Here is a 17,697-nt window from a genome sequence, read left to right as displayed (position 1 = left end):
ATCGTTTGATCCCAGCTGGCCTTCGCCAGTTCCTTTGTCTTTTTTTGGGTCTGGTATAGTAAGGTCCTAAGCTGTATGTTTATGTATCCCAGATGGGTCCTGCGCATGCCTTCTAAGCAAAATTTCGTATACGCTGTGTTTAAGGTATCTTCTATTTGTTTAAACCCACGGCATTCCGGGGTCTTACTTGCGTACCCAAAGGATATCAATTTTTGGCGTGCTTCTTTCGCAATCAGCATGCCTTCAAATATATTGATAGAAGTTAGTAGGTGTGCATCGGTAAGGCCAGGACGCTCTTCCAGAGCCTTATATTCCCTCATATCAGCATAGTGTTCAATGGCGTTAATATAGAACTTAGCCACAGCTTCCATCACAACCATGTGCGGGAATGGAGTAAAAGTTTCATGGGTCTTGTACCATTTGATTTTACTTAGCACATCTTTCATGTAATACAGGGTACCGCTGACAGCGTCTACGCGAAGCCTCGGTGGAGTACGGGGACTAATCATTTTTGACAGAATTAATGCACCCTTAAGAGAATTCCTGATTGCGTTGTCTATGTCTCTAAATTCATTCCACTCGCCGGGTAGTATACTGATGTACCCCATTATGCGTGCTGCCCTTTGTGCGCAATCTATGGCGCTAGCACACTGTTGACTAACCTCATCAGCAGCAGTGTTACTTGTAGAATTCTGTAATATGTTAATGGCCTCAACAGCGGATATTATTGCCCGTTGCATTATGCGATACTTCTCATCATCATGGCCACTGTCCTGTATAGCCATACACAGCGATCCATAAATTTTGTAGCACTCTACTATGTACTCCGGGTGATCGATTGCTCCTTCATGAAGCGCCTTTTTCAATCTTGCTCTGTCAAATAATTTCGCAGATGCCATATATGCACACTGAAGGTGGCTAGAATATGGCTGACTTCTAAACGTGACATCTGCTTTCATCGTGGATTGAAACAAGTCCTTGAGAGACAGGAATACTCTATCATTTCCTGCATAGCGGTCCTTTCGATTTAGTACGTCGTTTATGCCTTCTCTTTTGTTGAGCATCAGCTCTATGTACATAGAAACACCCCCTCCCTAGCACGATTTTTATCTTTGTAATACGAATTGTACTCTGTGTTTACCATACAGTATGGATTGTATTCTTTATCAACGAACCATCTTCCCGTTATCGATCTCTATGAATGGAATACTCCTACTGGTTAAAATTCCTCTTGATCTTTCCTCAGACATGCACACAGCTACAACGCTGGATACAACCATTACGCCACGACCTTTTCCAACATCGCGTCTTATAGCAGTTTCGTAACAGCAACCTTCCTCGTAGCTAGCGCTACGCAACGGAGCTGAACCATAGTATTGGGCATTTTTGCGGAGGACCATTCCTTCACCTTCGATTGGTACCACGTTTCTGCAATCAACGCCAGATGCATCCAATGCTACACCAGTTTTTTCCAAAACGCAATTTGTATTTAGGATATAACGGCAGTTTTTGGACGAAGCGTTCGGTGATACCACAAACCGCGATTTAGAATGGCATTTATGATTTTTATTAGACGCCGGTTTTCTATCTGTCTTTCCATACTTATCACGTTGTAATTGTGAAATTTGGCGTTTTCTCTGAACATCAGCAATTGCTTTGTTTCTGTACGTAACAAGCCCTCCTAAAGCGCAGATGCCTTCTTCGCAGCATCCCATAGAAGGTATATTTTTTATTGAGCTACTAATGTGATGATTACTAGAACATCCATTCATGTATCGTTCAATAATGACAGCATGACGCTCACCACAGAATCTTAAGCATCTAGCAAAAGTATTTTCTGACACGATCCCATCACGGCAGCTGTTTAGCAGAAAATCCAGCTCAGTATCCCCACCGTCATGTACAGTGCACAAAGCCTCTATGATGTTGTCAATTCTGCAATGTTGTAACGAGTATTTTGCGCAATTTGTGAATTCTGTGTCTTTACATGAGTTCCCAATAAGCAATGTTAGCATACGTGGAACCATGGCACCCTGAAAGGAGGGCCTTTCGCACGACCTACTACCAGATGCTATACTTCGCAATCGCTTTCTTGCGTGTGACTGTGATAAAATACTATTTGCAAAAATATCCAAGACTTTCTGCAATCCATAATCGCCGTGCGCGCCTATGACCACCAAGTTTGTACATACCAAATCAAGTGCATTCAAATCGTGCTGTGAGCACAGAGCGATAATCAGTGCAGGGTGTACAGCAAATTTTGCGTCAGCACCGAAAATCCTGTGAATTCTAGTTAACGCACCTTTGATACCAGCACGACTGTTTTTAGAGCCCCACCATCCAGCAGATAGGACCTCATATGTTAGGAACACGTCCGGTCTCACAACACTAACAACGCTACTACGAGATTCGTTGTGCCCCGACGCATTACTACCGGTTTCTTTCGCAATGCAGTTTGCTACTATCGGCAGCAGCTTTTCAAGGTTTCGTATCCCACTTCTCAGGCTTTTCAAGGACTCTGAAACTTCCTGTGTCTCGGGTAATGCATTTAGCATATCTATTGCAGATTCAGCCTGAATGTCGCTTATGATCATACGACAAGAAGCATCGAGAATATCGGCATAAGACTGCTTTTTGAGCGCTACTCTAGCCAGCTCTATGTTGTTTATGCACGATGTGGACAACTCTTCTACAGCGCCTACCACATGATGGTCATTAACGCCGTGTGATTTCAATAGTGCCGGTAGATCAGCAACGTGCTGCGTTACCTCCTCTAGAGTGTTACGCACATTTTCTTGTCGACGCTTTTTATTAGTGCGGACACAGAACCTATACAAAGCAGATATTGGGTAAAAGATCCACCTAAAAAACGCTTTAACATGCTCCATCACCACCATACAAAATTTCCTAAACCCTCTCTTTTTTTCTTGTGGTTCAGTTTCAACAAAATCCAAATCACAATGTGGAGGCAACTTTTCATCGAGACTTGTATTTTTGCTGTGGATGAGATCGTATTCACCCTTTGATAGTTCACCAGGTAGCAGGGGAATACACGATGCAGAGTCCCAAATAGTTTCGTCTCTTGTCTTGTAATCACCGTCAATACTACACATTGCGCGGGTAATTAACGTTGATGCTTTGTTTAAGGGTGATGTTGCATCTTCTTCGTCACTACGGCTCGTAATACCTTCTTCTTCGTTAATGCATGCAATATCTTCTTGCACCTTTATACTTTTCACTGTTCTACATATGTCCTCAAGAGCTGCAGCGGTGGTAACACATTCTGATATGTTAATACCATGTGAGATAAAAGACGCTGTCATTATCCTTAAATTGTTTGAAAGCTGCAGAAGCACAGCTTTAGTCACGCAGAACAGATCCTTCTTACCTGCATCCATGACAGCTATACTCGCTTCATATAAGTTCAATGCCTGCATCTCGCTATGGGTAAGATCAATACATGAAGCAACACCGACCTCTTTCTGAAGTGAACATAATTTAATATGCTCCAGCAAAGCATTCTCAAGGGCCTTACACGCATATATTGCGATGTTAAAATGCACATTATGACGTAGCGTATCTATATCTACGGGTTCGCACTCATCTTCATGCAAGATGTCGTACAGTGCACACAAACATTCATGAACAGACCTATATGCGACAGGTGCAACCGCATGCTTTCCAATCACATCCGAGTTTATATCTAGGTGCTGCAATGCTCTGGTAGCATGTAAGAGGTGCTCTTTGGCGCTATCACTAGAAGCATAATCTCTTTCTTCACATTTAGAATTGTCGAAAGCATGGCTGAGGACATCTAAAAGTCTCTTACAGCTTTTTATGCTATCCAACAGAGCCAGAGGAGCTGCAGGCAGAACACTTTTGTAATAACTACCACACATCTTATCCATAGCTGCAGCAATACTGGAAACTGCAGCATTTAATATGCTGCGATTCACAGATGTTACCACAAGAGATCGAGCGCGTGCCAGAGATGAGAAAGCCTTCTCTGTGTCGCGAAGCGCTTGTTCAGCGTACGTACCTGCGCATTCGCAAAGCATTTCGCGCAGCTCTTCGATGCTATTTTCTGCACACTGCAGTAACTCTTTTGCGTGCACCTGTACCTTTCCTAGGCTTTTTCTGTCATCCGGTTTCTCATCCACACAGTCTTCAGAAGGCGAAAAGAGGCCAAGTTCACCTATTTTTTCCCGGGGTAATTGGGTCGAGTCATCTATTAAGTAACTCTCCTTTAGTATCAGCTCTATTTTGCCGAGAACTTCATGCATATGTGAGCGTATATGCCTGTTCCTTAGGGAAGATAGAGAGTTCTTTTCCTCCCGAATGTGAGCAACAATACGCAGAACGCTTTTGTAGCGTATGTTCAGTACATAAGGCGCAGACTTCGAATCTAGATCTTCACAATCGGAATCAGAGCGTAATTCGTGGCGCAATACTGTCAGTAAGCGCTGAGCATCGTCCAGTACCGCCTCATTGACTGTGCAACCTTCTCTAATCTTGTTCGATGCACTATATAGCGAACTCAGTGCTTCTTTCACATTAAAAAGAAAAGCTGGCGCAAGTAACGAAGGAGAATCGTCATCATCCTCGTGATGAGTTCTGATAATGAAGTCTAAAAACTCGCATGCCTGATTCAGATTGCGCTCAACCGCTACCACGCGACCCTTTCTAAGATCGCTTTCAAACGACGTGGATACGGTAGGGTTGAGTATTTCATAGCTTTGTACGCTATCACAAGATGCAGCTTCCCCATTCGATGATGACTTTGCTAGAGCATGCTCTTTGTGTCCTTCAGTAATAGACGGACAAGTACTCTCAGTTTCTTGTTCAATTGGTTCTATGTCACCGTCGGAGCTTATGAGGCTTTCTGTACATGATGTAACTATCTGCGGATCTACGGTATCTGGTTCAGGATTGTCCGCATCGAGCGCCATTTCTGTATCTCCCGAGAGCGGTACACACACATCGGCATTAGGCGTAATATCAGATATTTCTGCCTGCGCCATTGAGTTCAAGGTTGACGCCACGGTCTTGAAAATCAGAAGTGCCACATCGCTGTTCAAATACCCCGCATCACGCTTTGTTTTCTGTAGCCTTCCCACGGCATCACGTAACAACAGTCTTTTCTCGGAAGATGGCGATGTTTGGTATTCTTCCATGAGCAAAGTTGTCATGCACAGAACATTTGACAAGGCCTTCAGTAGCTCCCAAGTTTTTGGACACATTCCAAGAATAGAAGTTAGCGAATATCCATCTTGAAAATCGGAAAGTAGAGACGGATGCAGAAGAGTTACAGTATCTGCGGGAATACCGAGTAAGTACTGAGCATTAGACTCCAGTAGGCGAAGCGCCAACGAGAATGAGTTGTTATCATGCTGATCAGACGCATATTCGCACCTCATGGTGTTTGCGATGTGCGAGTGTATACCACTATCCGCATCATCACCTGCAAAGGTTATTAAATGTACTGCATCATCAGCCTCTGTGCCGCCAGCTTCTGGTAGGCTTGGTCGAAGTACCGATAAGCTATCACACAATGAGTACATGTCACATACACATTGCCTGAGAATCAAATAAGCCGTACTATCTGCTCCCAAGGCGTGCTTGGATACCGACATTGCCTGTCTTAACATTTTCTGTGCTATGGCAAAGCACTCATCCAGGCCTTCATTAGCCAACTTCACTATACAGCCTTCAACCAGAATTCTGGCGTGCAGAACACGCACATCTGCCTTACACTGATTTGTGTTATCTACAAAAAACCTGTCCACCAGGAGCAGACGATCTAAAATTTTACTAACTTCTAAACTGTGCCTCTCCACATCAACTTTGCTAACTGCAGGCAAAGACTGCACTAAAGACACTGACAGCTTATACGCTTCATAAAGCTCTTTATGAGCACTGGGAAATATTCCACTGCTAAGCACGGAATATGTTTTTCTTGCAATCTTCGAGATGACCTTTGCAATGGCGGTTTTGTCAATCGTCGATACATAAGACAACTCCGAAATACACAGGAAGCCTGTATCCTCTTTCAGGCTACGTATCAATAGGTCGTCCCTCCCGTTATTTGTGCCCTTTACGGAGTAGTAAGCTTTGTGTACCAGCCGCTGGAGATTCACAACATTATCCAGAATCTCTCTGGTTTTCACACGCTCATCATCTACAATTTTCACCTTCTTCGAGCCCTCTTTGGGCAAACCGTGGTTGGCTTCACAGGTTACCTTAGTAGCGGGCTGCCTCTTATTAGCATGTTCCATAAGTTTCTTTAATGACATGCTTGCGTTTTGGAGATTGGCCTTATGTTTGCTGCAGTAGTTGCCACGCGATGCGGACTCCATGACCTGGTCCAGCTCTTCAAGTATGGGTAATAATCTGAAATTTTCCGCCCATGAGGTAATACTCCCTGCGTGCGTTACGCTCTTTTCCAAAAAAGACACCATATCAGCAACAAGACCGAACATGGAGGAGTCTTCAGCCCATTCTAGAATGTCCCTTAGTGAAACACTTAGTTCTGAGATTGCGAATAAGATGTCTGCTTCTTCATGAAACGTAAGACTTGGCCTGCGAGTTTCTGTGCCGCTATTTACGTTACCTACTGTGAGATGTTCTTCTTGCTGCAGCGCTTCGGTAATAAGCTTCCTGGCACTATGTATCAAGTCATTAAGAGAGCCAGCGCCTGCAAGAGAACGCTTGTATTTTTTTATGGCAGCTTCATCAGTGACTCTGCGATTTAAAAACTTCTGAAGTGCAATCTTTGTGTATACAGCAGTGCGACTTGGGGCAATTCTACCATGTACTGCGTCATTTAACGTCCTACGCATTCTTAGCTGCAGCTGCATTACAGCGCCACTACTCAAGTTTTTTGAATCAACAGCTTCTAGAATCCTTACGAGACGCAAAAGATCTTCATCACTCTTCGAAGCTGCAGGAGTATTTTCAGAATCACCTACTATGTCGGGTAGATGCCAGTAAAGCGTTTCTGCTGCATCGTAAACCTGATCTCTTTCGCGCTTGTCGAGTGTATACATATTTATCTCATTTGGGTACGAAAAGCCATGACACAAAATTCAGCGAATGCACAGTTTCAGTAGCAAACTCAAAGCAACAATGGGTACATTACACCCTTGCATATGTCAGCGCAAGACCTCAAGTCGTACTTTTGCAGTACAAGCTAAGTTCCTGGTTAACCTTGTAATTTCAACGTAACAAGGAATTCGAAATATTACGTCGCTAGCTGCCGGTAGTTTACCTGTCAACGATCAGAAGGTCAACATTGAGTGCAGTTGCTTACCATCACATTTGGAAGAGATTCACTCCAAAAAATTGCGTGTTTTACCAGTTTTTCTAAAACCACGTTTGCCTTGAACATAAGCTTTGGTCTTGAGTGCAGGCGGGATATCAATTTATAATGCTGACAGCAATTCTCTCAGACGCCTTAGCTTAGTGTACGTGTTAGCGGATCTGAGAGCGTTAACCACACGCAACGCATGACCTGAATGTAACAACACGGAAAACCACCGATCCTACAAGTATAGCACATTAATAGAATCAGTTGTTCTTATTAGCAGTTATCCGCAAGATAAGGCGCACTAGCCAGCGCATAAATCTTCATTAAGTGATTACGAGCTGAAGAGTACGATCAAATAGTGGCAAGACATGAAGTCTGGGTTCATTTTTGTGATTTCTTCTCGTGATATGGTGGTAACTGCGGTCAAGCAGTCCCACTTTCTGTGCTTAACAATGATGCACGATCTGCTCATCTGAGAACTATGTCTGGATTGCGGTGGTTTGTACACAAATGTGTGATGAGAGTAATGCGTGCTGAATTTGCAGTTCGACCATAATTACACAGCCTGTCGTCGTGGTTAGCAGCATAGACATGCGCTTCATTGCTCCTTGTGCCATTATGCTTTGGTACTGCTGTACAATATGTGGTCTACATACCTAAGCTGATTTTTAGTGTACGCAGTGATAAGTCCAAATTATGGTGACGCATTTGTAACAAGTGCCCACGAATAGTGAGCAGAGCACATGCTACACAAGGTTTAGATATAAAAAACTGTAGTGCAGCGCAGTCTTCGAATAAGTGTAGTGTGTAGCGAAATTCCCCTGGGCTGCGCACGCGTAGGTATACAGCATCTTTTTGTTCGCCTGATCTTTGTGTGCTGTCGCTCTGCTACCTGGTTTTCATCAATAATTGGTTGGTAAATCAGTTGTGATAAGTTGTACAATGGCCGTGTTTGTCTGTTTGACATGCACAAAATATGTGGTAGAATCGGCTTTTCTTTTAGATATATTCGGTCGATGTATGTCCGGCGTTGAGGGTTACGGGCTTACCGTCACGGATGGCGCGGTAAGCAAGATAAAGTCTGTTCTTGAAACGGAAGAGCGTCCTTCTTTGCTTAGGTTATCTGTTCAGGGCGGTGGCTGTGCTGGTTTTAAGTACGAGTTTACGACTGAGAGTATCAGTGATGTTGTTGCCGGTGGAAGTGGGCAAATGTCTGCTTACGATGGATTCGATGACGAAGATATGGATGATGAGGAGGATGAGGAAGATGAGGAGGACATTGACGAAGTCAGTGGAGGCTCTGATCTTGTGCTTTCTGACAATGCAGGTGTTCCGATCCTTCTGATTGATCGCTATTCTAAGAAGTTTCTAGAGAATTCTACCATAGACTATGTGGAAGACATGAATGGCTCACGGTTTGTAGTGAGTAATCCTAGTGTGAGGTTTGGTTGTGGCTGTGGGAACAGTTTTTCGCTCTGAGAAGTCCCCTGTTAGTTCTGCGCGTGGGGGTAAGAAGAATACTTTTCTAGAGATATTTAAGGTGGTGCTCTTCGCGGTACTGTCTGTGGGTTTGTTTCGTAGCTTTGTAATAGAGCCGTTTCACATACCTTCTGGGTCCATGAAGAGCACGCTCTTAGTGGGAGATTACATATTCGTTGCCAAATATCCGTACGGTTATGGAAGGTACTCCACGGTTCTGTCTCCAATTCTATCGAAGTTATCTTTCTTGAATCTCGAAGGCAGAGTTTGGTACTCGCCTCCGCAGGCTGGTGATGTTGTAGTGTTTAGGCTTCCGTCCGACCCTAGATCCAGTTATGTAAAAAGGGTGATAGGCCTACCAGGTGATAGTGTGCAGATGAGAAATGGGCACTTGTACATAAACGGTAAGAAGATGCACTACAAAGCAGTCGATGATTTTGTAGAGGGTGGCAAGGTTGTGAAGCGCTACGTTGAGACTTTGTACAATGGGAAGTCGTATGAAGTCCTTGATGAGCGCGAAAACAGCTCGCTTGACAACACTCCGGTTTATAAGGTGCCGGAGGGTCACATTTTTGTTTTGGGTGATAATAGGGATGATTCGCGGGATAGTCGTTTCGTGACTGAGGTTGGTAACATACCTATAGATAACATAGTTGGTAAGGCGCTGGTAGTTGCGCTTTCATTCAAAGGTAGTGGCGGGTGGCTGCCGTTTCAGGTCAGGACTGACAGGATCTTTCATAAGGTAAGGTGAAATGAAATTATGTGTGCGCCTTAGGAAGATATGTGGTTTCGTATGCTCGGTGGTGCATGGGTTCTACCTAACACTGGCTGCAATGTTTCAGCCAAAGGTTACACTAAGTTATCCGCATGAGAAAGGGCCTTTAAGTACCAGGTTTCGTGGTGAGCATGCGCTGCGTAGGTATGAGAGTGGCGAGGAGAGATGCATAGCTTGTAAGCTATGTGAGGCTATTTGTCCCGCGCAAGCCATAACTATAGAGGCGTCTGAGAGAAGCGATGGCAGTCGCAGAACCACCAGGTACGATATAGATATGACCAAATGCATATATTGCGGGTTCTGCCAGGAGGCTTGTCCCGTTGATGCTATTGTAGAGGGTCCGAATTTTGAATACGCCACTGAGACTAGGGAGGAGTTGATGTACAACAAGCAGAAACTCTTGTCCAATGGTGATATCTGGGAAGACGCGCTAAGATATAGAATAAGGAAGAATCAGCCGTACTATTAGTTTCCGGTCCGGCAGGAGCTATTTTAGGTGTTTCTGTTGTTGAAGAAAATATGGTTGATTTGGGTGTCTTGTGGCACCACTTAGTGTGGTGATTGTGTGCTTTGTTTAATGGTGAAAGATCTTTCTATAGTGGGATGAGGCGAGACTGCCCTATTGTTTTGTGATGTTTCTCCGCCATATAGGGGTTGTGTTATCCGAAAATTCATTTGTTTGCTGTGGCATGGATATGGGCATGCTGATCTTTTGGATCAATGTGTCGGACATATTGCAAGTCTTCATGTGTGCTGAATAGTATGGAGCTTTGTCGTGCCTGCGCAAAAGTGACTGTACGTTGTGTACCGACCTCGGTATTTCTTATAACCAGTCCTCAAATACAGCTCTGACAACAGTAAGTTCTGTGCGCTTTGTCTAAGCATTGTGGATGCTGTGTTTGTTTATAACCCGTGGTAAATATTGTAGCCTGCAGTAGGTGGGGTTTACGTAGAGGTGATGCGGGAGAGAGTTTGTTAAAAGTCACTCAATTACTGTTGGGCCTTGCACTTCAATCAGTATTACGAATGTCTTAGTTATACTCGCGAAGACAAAGCTGTGTCTCACTTGTTATTTGTGGAATATAGTCTGCATCTTGTATGCAGTTCAAGACTATTAATGGCTGCAATGTTTTGAGAATGTTGTGAATTTGGAAGGAAGGAGAGAATGCCCCTGCAATGTGAAATGGTGCTCATAGTATAAACCGGTTACAGAGCACTATATTTGTGCCGGGTAAGTGTATGATTTCGGATCTACTCATTACCGGAATCTGTCTGTATCCATTGTTCGAAAAGATTGTTAAGAGAGCCCTTTTGCTAAGGGTGATAACCGTTGGTAGCATATGGCTAATGCCGTCATCCAGTATATTATTGTGCCCATAAGCTATGACCCTACAAAAACAACTTTCTGGATTGCGCATGCCTATGGGAACAAGTCATGGGTGACAAACATATTGCTATGTTTCTTCTATTCGGAATTTGTACGTATAAAAATTCCGGTTTCATTGCTGTCATGAACCTGAGTATACCCGGGGATAGATGGCATGCTTTCGCATATGGAATAGGTCAATGTATGCAACAGCGTCTGTTTCTTTATGAAATCTTCCCACCTAGAAATTGCTTTATAGGTTCCGTGATCGGTAGTGTAGATCACGGCTTCTGTGAGGCTTAGCATGTCCAGTTCGCATTGTTTGCGACCTTGCTGAAGGAGCCTAATAATGTCTCTGGCAGTACCCTCGAGAAGTAGATCCTCGGTGAGATCAGGGCAGATGGTGACAACTCCTATGGGCAATCCGTTAGAGACTATAGGACATGAATACTTGTCATTTACCTTGAGACTTACAGAAAACTCTTCTGGATGAATTATGTAATGCTCACCCTCAGCATCTCCGAGTAGCAAATCGCCGTTACTTAGGGTAGTCCAAGTTTTGGACTGTACAAGAGGTATGATGCGCTTTACTTTTTCTGGGATTCTCTTGCCCAACAGTGGGAAATTTAGTTGAAGACCAAAGGACGCAACGTCGTCGAGATCATTAGATATGGTAAGCTCTTTGATATTTACCTCACTCAGTATGACCTCTTTGTATTCCATTGGTAGATCCGACAGGGCTTCACCGCCGTTTTTATGCGGATACAAGGTCATTTTGCTTAGGGGTTGCCTTATGCGTATATTGTGTGCATTTCTCAAAGACAGGACGTCGCTACATATGTCCATAACCAGCTTCATGTTTTCGTGATTTGCTATATGCAGCTGTGAAACTTGAAGAGCGTCTCTATCTGGAAAGTCTGATAGGTGAACTGATTCTTCCCTTTTAAAGTCAAGCCCCGACCATATTGCCTCTGCAGTAAACGGGAGAAAAGGGGCCATAACCCTTATAAAATAGTACAGTACCGTATATAGAGTGTTGTACGCGTCGAACTTGTCTTGTGTTTTTTCAGAGGACCAGAATCGCTCACGACAACGTCGTATATACCAGTTGTTCAGTTTGTAGGAAAAATTTGTTATTGCGAAACATGCAAGCTTTAGATCATAGGGATCTTCACCTGTGTCAGATTCCATTGCACTCAAAACGTCTTTTACTAGGCACGTACATTCGTAAAGTATGTACTGGTCCATTATGTTGTTCAGTCCATTGAGAGAATCAAGCAAGCAGCCTGAAATCTGATCAGCATTTGCGTATACCGTAAAGAAACTATAGCTGTTCCATATTGGCTTTATAACGCTCTTAAGGACGTCTCGTATTATCTCGCCATCTTTGTCCATCAAAAGATCTCTACCAATTGCCACTGAATTAGAGAGCATCATAAACCTGACGGCATCGGCACCGTACTTTTCAAACATAGACATAGGATCAGGGTAGTTATTTAGGCGCTTTGAAAGCTTCTGTCCCTGTGTATCAAGTACCACGCCATGGCATATGCAGTTTTTAAATGGCTGCTTGTCAAAAATGCCTGTAGAAAGAACAAACAACGTGTAAAACCACCCGCGGGTTTGTGCTATGTACTCTGTTATAAAGTCAGCTGGGAAGTTTTTTTCAAACTCATGCTTGTTTTCAAATGGATAGTGGACTTGCGCGTAAGGCATTGAACCAGACTCAAACCAGCAATCCAATACATCTGGTACTCTCCTCATCATAGATTTTCCTGTAGGATCATCAGGATTAGGGCGCACCAGTTTGTCTATGTACGGTCTATGTAAATCCTCCACAGGTCCAAAGTCATCTTCTAGTGCCCGGACGTCAGCAAACACCTTTTTTATTGACCCATAGACGTCAATTCTTGGGTACTTTGGATCATCGGATTTCCACACCGGCACAGGAGCTCCCCAAAATCGGTTCCTTGAAATTGACCAATCCCGTATTCCTTCAAGCCATTTGCCAAATTGCCCATCCTGGACGTGATTAGGAATCCAATTCACCTCCGAGTTCAACTCAAGCATGCGTTCCTTGAGTTTTGTTACTTCAACGTACCAGGATGACATAGCCCTGTAAATTAGCGGAGTATCTGTCCGCCAGCAGTGAGGGTAATTATGAAGATACTGCCCTGTTTCAAACCAAGAGCCGCTATTCTTCAGATATTTAATTATGTTGTCGTTAGAATCTAGCACATGGCATCCAGCAAAATCCGTTACAACTTCAGTGTAATTGCCTGAGTCATCTATTGGACAAATCACCGACAGCAACTTAGAAGCTCCGCCGTCTAGGACGGGCACTTGATTTTTTTGGCACAGTATAAAGTCGTCTTCACCGAATCCGGGCGCAATGTGCACTATCCCTGTTCCTGTGTCTTCAGTTACAAATTCGGCGCTAAGAACTTTGAACGCATTTACGCTGTCTGCAAAATACGGGAACAGGGGCTTGTATTCAAGAGAGATAAGCTCTGAGCTCTGGATCCTGCAGATGTCTTCGTATTGCAGGTCTGCATTTTTGCAGTAACACTTAAAGTGTTCGAAGTATCCTTCGCTAAAAATCAGCATTTCACTTCCAAGGGAAGCGCATACGTAGAGCATATCTGAGTTTACTGCCAATGCTAAATTAGCAACAAGTGTCCAAGGCGTTGTCGTCCACGCAAGTAGTTTGCACGATGCCACGCCATTAGGAGCAAAGTGAGGCTTTTCTAGCAGTTCGAACTTTGCTACCACAGTTTTGCTAGTTTTTTCCCTGTATGCGTTATCTAGCTTGGTTTCAAAGTTCGACAAGGGAGTTTGGCACGCCCAGCTATAAGGTACTACCCTCAGAGATTCATACACCAGTCCTCTTTTCCATAGCTCGTGAAATGCCCACATAACGGACTCTACATAGCTTTCATCCATGGTTTTATAACCATTTTCGAAGTCCACCCACCGAGCCTGCCTAGTTACGTAGTCTTTCCATTGTTTTGTGAACCTCAGTATGGATGTGCGACAGTGATCATTGAATTTGTCTATTCCAAAGTTTTCGATATTGGCTTTTCCGGAAACGTTGAGTTCCTTTTCGCTCAGCATCTCTACGGGTAACCCGTGGCAGTCCCAGCCAAATCTCCTTTCAACCCGGAAACCTCGCATGGTTTTGTACCGTGCAACGGAGTCCTTTATAAATCCTGTCAATAGATGACCGTAGTGCGGTAGTCCATTGGCAAACGGTGGCCCATCATAGAAAACAAAACATTTTTCCTTCGATCTGTTCGACACGGATTTTTCGAAAATCTTCGCATCGTTCCAGTAACGAAGCACTTCGTGCTCTATAGAAGGAAAGTCAGGATTCCCGCTGGTACTGGGGTAGCATTTCATTATGTCTCGACAACAGGCTACAAACCTGTGAGTCTACATAAACTCGTCGATGCTGGAAAGATATTTTTACCTATGATAGGGAATGGAGTTCGTGTCTCAGTCAATGTAAAACTTATGAGGTTTTATTTCATTCGATCATCAGCATAAGTATCTATAAAAGAAGGTAATATACAGTAAGTTAGATATGCATCTATTATGTAAAGAATTAATTTATTACGGCATCCATTGCGCCTATTTTATCGATTACAGCAGGCTCATAGTATAGTAATCTAAAAGTATTACTTGAAATATGTGCTGTAACGTAACTTTGCACACTAATCCTATAGGCAGCAAATTTGATTTTTGAAAAAGTTACACGGACGCGATAGCTATAGTTTGTGGAAACCAGGTCGTATGTGTATCATTATGGACTTTTTACCCATTAGGAAGTTGTATGACAGTTAAAGAAGGTGATCTTGCACCGGGATTTTCCAAGGATGATGGTCACGATTGTGGGAAGGTTCTTTCGTCTTATTTCGGTAGCAAGAACGTTGTACTATATTTTTACCCAAAAGATGATACTCCGGGCTGCACTAAGGAAGCGGAAAACTTTCGCGATATGTACCCAGAGTTTGTTGGTCTAAATACCGCTATAGTTGGTGTGTCTAAAGATAGCATTTCTTCGCACGAAAATTTCAAGAAGAAATATGATCTGCCATTTGAACTAATTGCGGACACAGAAGCAACTTTGGCTAAGGCATACGGTGTCTGGGTAGAGAAAAGTATGTTTGGGAAGAGCTATATGGGAATAGAGAGGTCTACCTTCCTTGTTGATAGCAGTGGAAGCATACGCAAAATATGGAGAAACGTGAAGGTTCACGGCCACGCAGATGAGGTGTTTAGGGCCGTTAAGGACCTATAGTTACCTAGAAGGGCATGATGACTTTGAAGAAGAAGCACGTCAAGATTAGGCTATACCATTCAGAAGGGCTGCTCGATTCGGGTGCAGAGGTTGTATTAAACTCCGACAAGGCGCATTATGTGAGAGATGTGATGAGAGCGAAGACATCCGATCCAGTCGTTCTTTTTGATGGTGTTCAGGGTGATTGGTTCTGCGTGATTTCTAAAATCTCCTCAAGGTATGTAAAGGTACGAGTAGAGACTCTTGTTAGGGAATACGTGGCCTCCAGGGAGCTTACTCTATTTATAAGTCTTGTGAAGAAGGAGGCCATGCGCAACGTGGTGCGCCAAGCTACCGAAATGGGAGTGACCCTTATTCAGCTTATTCGCACGGAGTACTCCGCTGCAGGCCAGATGAGTACTGATAAGTTACGCACTTGGGCGATTGAGGCTGCTGAACAGTGTGGACGACATGATATTCCTGTTATACCACCGGTTATGGCATTTCGAGAATTACACACCTTGGGTAAGAAGCTAATACTGTGTGATGAGACGGGAGGTGGTCAAGTGCCCGGCAAATTGCTTCATGGTAAAAGTAATGTGGGCGTTATAATAGGCCCGGAAGGGGGCTTTTCTCGTGATGAGCTTGATTATGCCGCAACGTTTAGTGAGAGCATGAGTTTGGGGAGCAGAGTACTTAGAGTGGATACCGCAGTTGTTGCGGCACTTGCGTATGTGAATGAATACTGTAACTTCACTGAAGAGTAGGTTTGCGGCAGCTGCGCAGGTGGAGATTACATATCCAGCGTCTTTTGGTATTATGAGGCTCTGGATATGAGAGAGATTATCCTGGATTAAGACACTGTGTAAGCGGGAGAAATTTTCTGCTATACATTTTGGCATGTTTGTCGGCACCACAGGCGCTAGGTTATTTGCTATTGAAGAACACGAGATAGATGCTTGTAAAATTATGCGGGATAGTACTGTATACCTGTAGCTGAGTTCAATTAATGATAGAAAAAGGCGTCTTGTGCGTGCTACAATGAGGCGGTGCTATGTGCACTGAGTTATGGTGCTGTCGGGCTTTGTCTCCATCTTGCCCGCGCCGCGTGTGTGAAAACTCCTGAGCTACTGGGGTTTAAGAGGTTTATTACTCTTGTTCCTGGTTGGATATACGTAGTTCATTGTAGTGTGTGTTTTCGATGACTAAGTTGTGTTTGAATTTGTGCTGTGACGACGACTCCGAGGAGCACAAGCAGTCGTTGCCACAGGTTTTGTCGCTGCACCCCCGGCTTAAGAGTGATGTTGCGGGGTCCATTCTGCTAAAGGAAGACGGTCACCTTAGGCTATGCGATGACCTTGTGTTTCGTGTGTCGGACGCGAACTTTGTTGTACCAGGTGTTGGGCTTGATCCAGATGGGCAAATCGGTAAGCCGCGCTTGATTTTAGATACTGATGTAGATCCGGTGCTGGGTAGGCTATTTTCTAAATATTCAGACGTCGTAAAGTTGCACAAGATTAGCATACAGGGCGGCAATCTGAGATGCTCTGTTAAGCTTGTGTTTAGTGAAGCAGGAAGTCTTGCAAGGGTCTTATGTTTTGTCAGAGACGTGCTGAAACGTGGCGCGTGTGATGTGGGCAATCAGCGCGGTGTTCCAAGGAAAGCCAGTGGCCTGGTGCAAGATCTTCTTGATGCCTGCTACGACTTCTTCTGTTCCTATATCACCTTCTACGCGTTCCGTGTAGTGGACGCGGTACGTTTGGTTACGAATGACAAAGATCATCAGTGGGATGTGGATGCAAAGTTTTTTATACGCAGCATTGACGGTCGTTCATTGCTTTATGACGAAGCCAGCGCAAGAGTGCTGACGTTTTTGCATGAGCACAGGGCTGTGGTTCGCAGTATGGAGTCCAGAAGTAACGAGAGGTTTGTTGCAGCTGTACTCAAGTCTATTGCTGCGCTGGCGAACGATGTGAGAAATCACGTGTTAAGTGACAGGTCTGTTGCAGAACATTCACACAGAAATGTAGTAGCAGCGTACTCTGCGGGTAGAGTCGGCCTTGCAGAGAGCGTCATAAACTGCATAAAGCGGGGTGAGATTGCTTCGTCGTCTGCGTTAGTGAAGGAAGCGGTTGAGATACTGGCGATTTTCCAAGGCTTTACGGGTAGTAGGGTCTATGGGCGTGAGCCTGATCCCACAGTGCCTAATGCGCTTATGGATGACTTGTGGTACCTTACAGCCCGCTACCGTTTTTTGTGGATGGATGTAGATAATGGATTATCAGATGATGATTTGTTTCATAATCTCCTTGTCGACAGTGTGTATGATCAAGAAGGACGTGCTCTTGTCTTGTCATGTGGAGCTAAAGGTGTAACTACCTTGGAAGATGTAAGGGAAGAGTTTGGGCCGATTTTTACAGGTGTTTTTGTCAGGTATGAGAAGCTGTGTTGGCTAGGCTTTTTCCCAGTGGATCAGGCAAAAGGTATACGTA

9 protein-coding genes are annotated in these 17,697 nt (G+C 44.1%); 6 read left to right on the top strand and 3 right to left on the bottom strand.

The features are described 5' to 3' along the window. On the bottom strand, nucleotides 1-1,079 hold a 1,079-nt coding region (locus PGW94_RS03330; protein ID WP_271758632.1), incomplete at its 3' end, for a hypothetical protein. An 87-nt stretch (nucleotides 1,080-1,166) separates the two neighbouring features. Then, nucleotides 1,167-7,046, bottom strand: coding sequence for a hypothetical protein (locus tag PGW94_RS03325; RefSeq protein ID WP_271758631.1), 5,880 nt, complete (start codon nucleotides 7,044-7,046; stop codon nucleotides 1,167-1,169). A gap of 1,280 nt (nucleotides 7,047-8,326) precedes the next feature. Between PGW94_RS03325 and PGW94_RS03320 the strand changes: the two genes are divergently transcribed. Genes PGW94_RS03320 through nuoI form a run of 3 tightly spaced genes read left to right on the top strand, consistent with a single transcriptional unit; the run spans nucleotide 8,327 to nucleotide 10,029 of the window. Further along, nucleotides 8,327-8,785 (top strand): HesB/IscA family protein, encoded by a 459-nt coding sequence (locus tag PGW94_RS03320; RefSeq protein WP_271758629.1) that lies wholly within the window; start codon nucleotides 8,327-8,329, stop codon nucleotides 8,783-8,785. Further along, entirely contained in the window at nucleotides 8,757-9,536 is a 780-nt protein-coding gene (gene lepB / locus PGW94_RS03315; RefSeq protein ID WP_410519527.1) for a signal peptidase I, read from the top strand. The genes PGW94_RS03320 and lepB overlap by 29 nt, the downstream gene beginning before the upstream one ends. Before the next feature lies 1 nt (nucleotide 9,537). Then, the gene (nuoI, locus tag PGW94_RS03310; RefSeq protein ID WP_271758627.1) at nucleotides 9,538-10,029 is read left to right on the top strand and encodes an NADH-quinone oxidoreductase subunit NuoI; all 492 of its coding nucleotides are present in this window, start codon (nucleotides 9,538-9,540) and stop codon (nucleotides 10,027-10,029) included. A 996-nt stretch (nucleotides 10,030-11,025) separates the two neighbouring features. Here nuoI and ileS read toward each other — a convergent pair. Then, nucleotides 11,026-14,325, bottom strand: coding sequence for an isoleucine--tRNA ligase (gene ileS / locus PGW94_RS03305; protein WP_271758625.1), 3,300 nt, complete (start codon nucleotides 14,323-14,325; stop codon nucleotides 11,026-11,028). A gap of 433 nt (nucleotides 14,326-14,758) precedes the next feature. Between ileS and PGW94_RS03300 the strand changes: the two genes are divergently transcribed. The 3 genes from PGW94_RS03300 to PGW94_RS03290 all read left to right on the top strand — a co-directional run. Further along, nucleotides 14,759-15,226 carry a peroxiredoxin gene (locus PGW94_RS03300; protein WP_271758623.1) on the top strand — a complete coding sequence of 156 codons (468 nt, stop codon included), beginning with the start codon at nucleotides 14,759-14,761 and terminating at the stop codon, nucleotides 15,224-15,226. Between the two features lie 14 nt (nucleotides 15,227-15,240). Then, nucleotides 15,241-15,972 carry a 16S rRNA (uracil(1498)-N(3))-methyltransferase gene (locus tag PGW94_RS03295; protein ID WP_271758621.1) on the top strand — a complete coding sequence of 244 codons (732 nt, stop codon included), beginning with the start codon at nucleotides 15,241-15,243 and terminating at the stop codon, nucleotides 15,970-15,972. A 434-nt stretch (nucleotides 15,973-16,406) separates the two neighbouring features. Then, nucleotides 16,407-17,697, top strand: a 1,291-nt coding sequence (locus PGW94_RS03290; protein ID WP_271758619.1) for a hypothetical protein, incomplete at its 3' end; no start/stop codon positions are given.

The organism is Candidatus Anaplasma sp. TIGMIC, from assembly GCF_028204095.1.
GTDB lineage: Bacteria > Pseudomonadota > Alphaproteobacteria > Rickettsiales > Anaplasmataceae > Anaplasma.
Note: the sequence above shows the minus strand (reverse complement) of the source record. Positions and strands in the feature narration are given on the sequence as shown.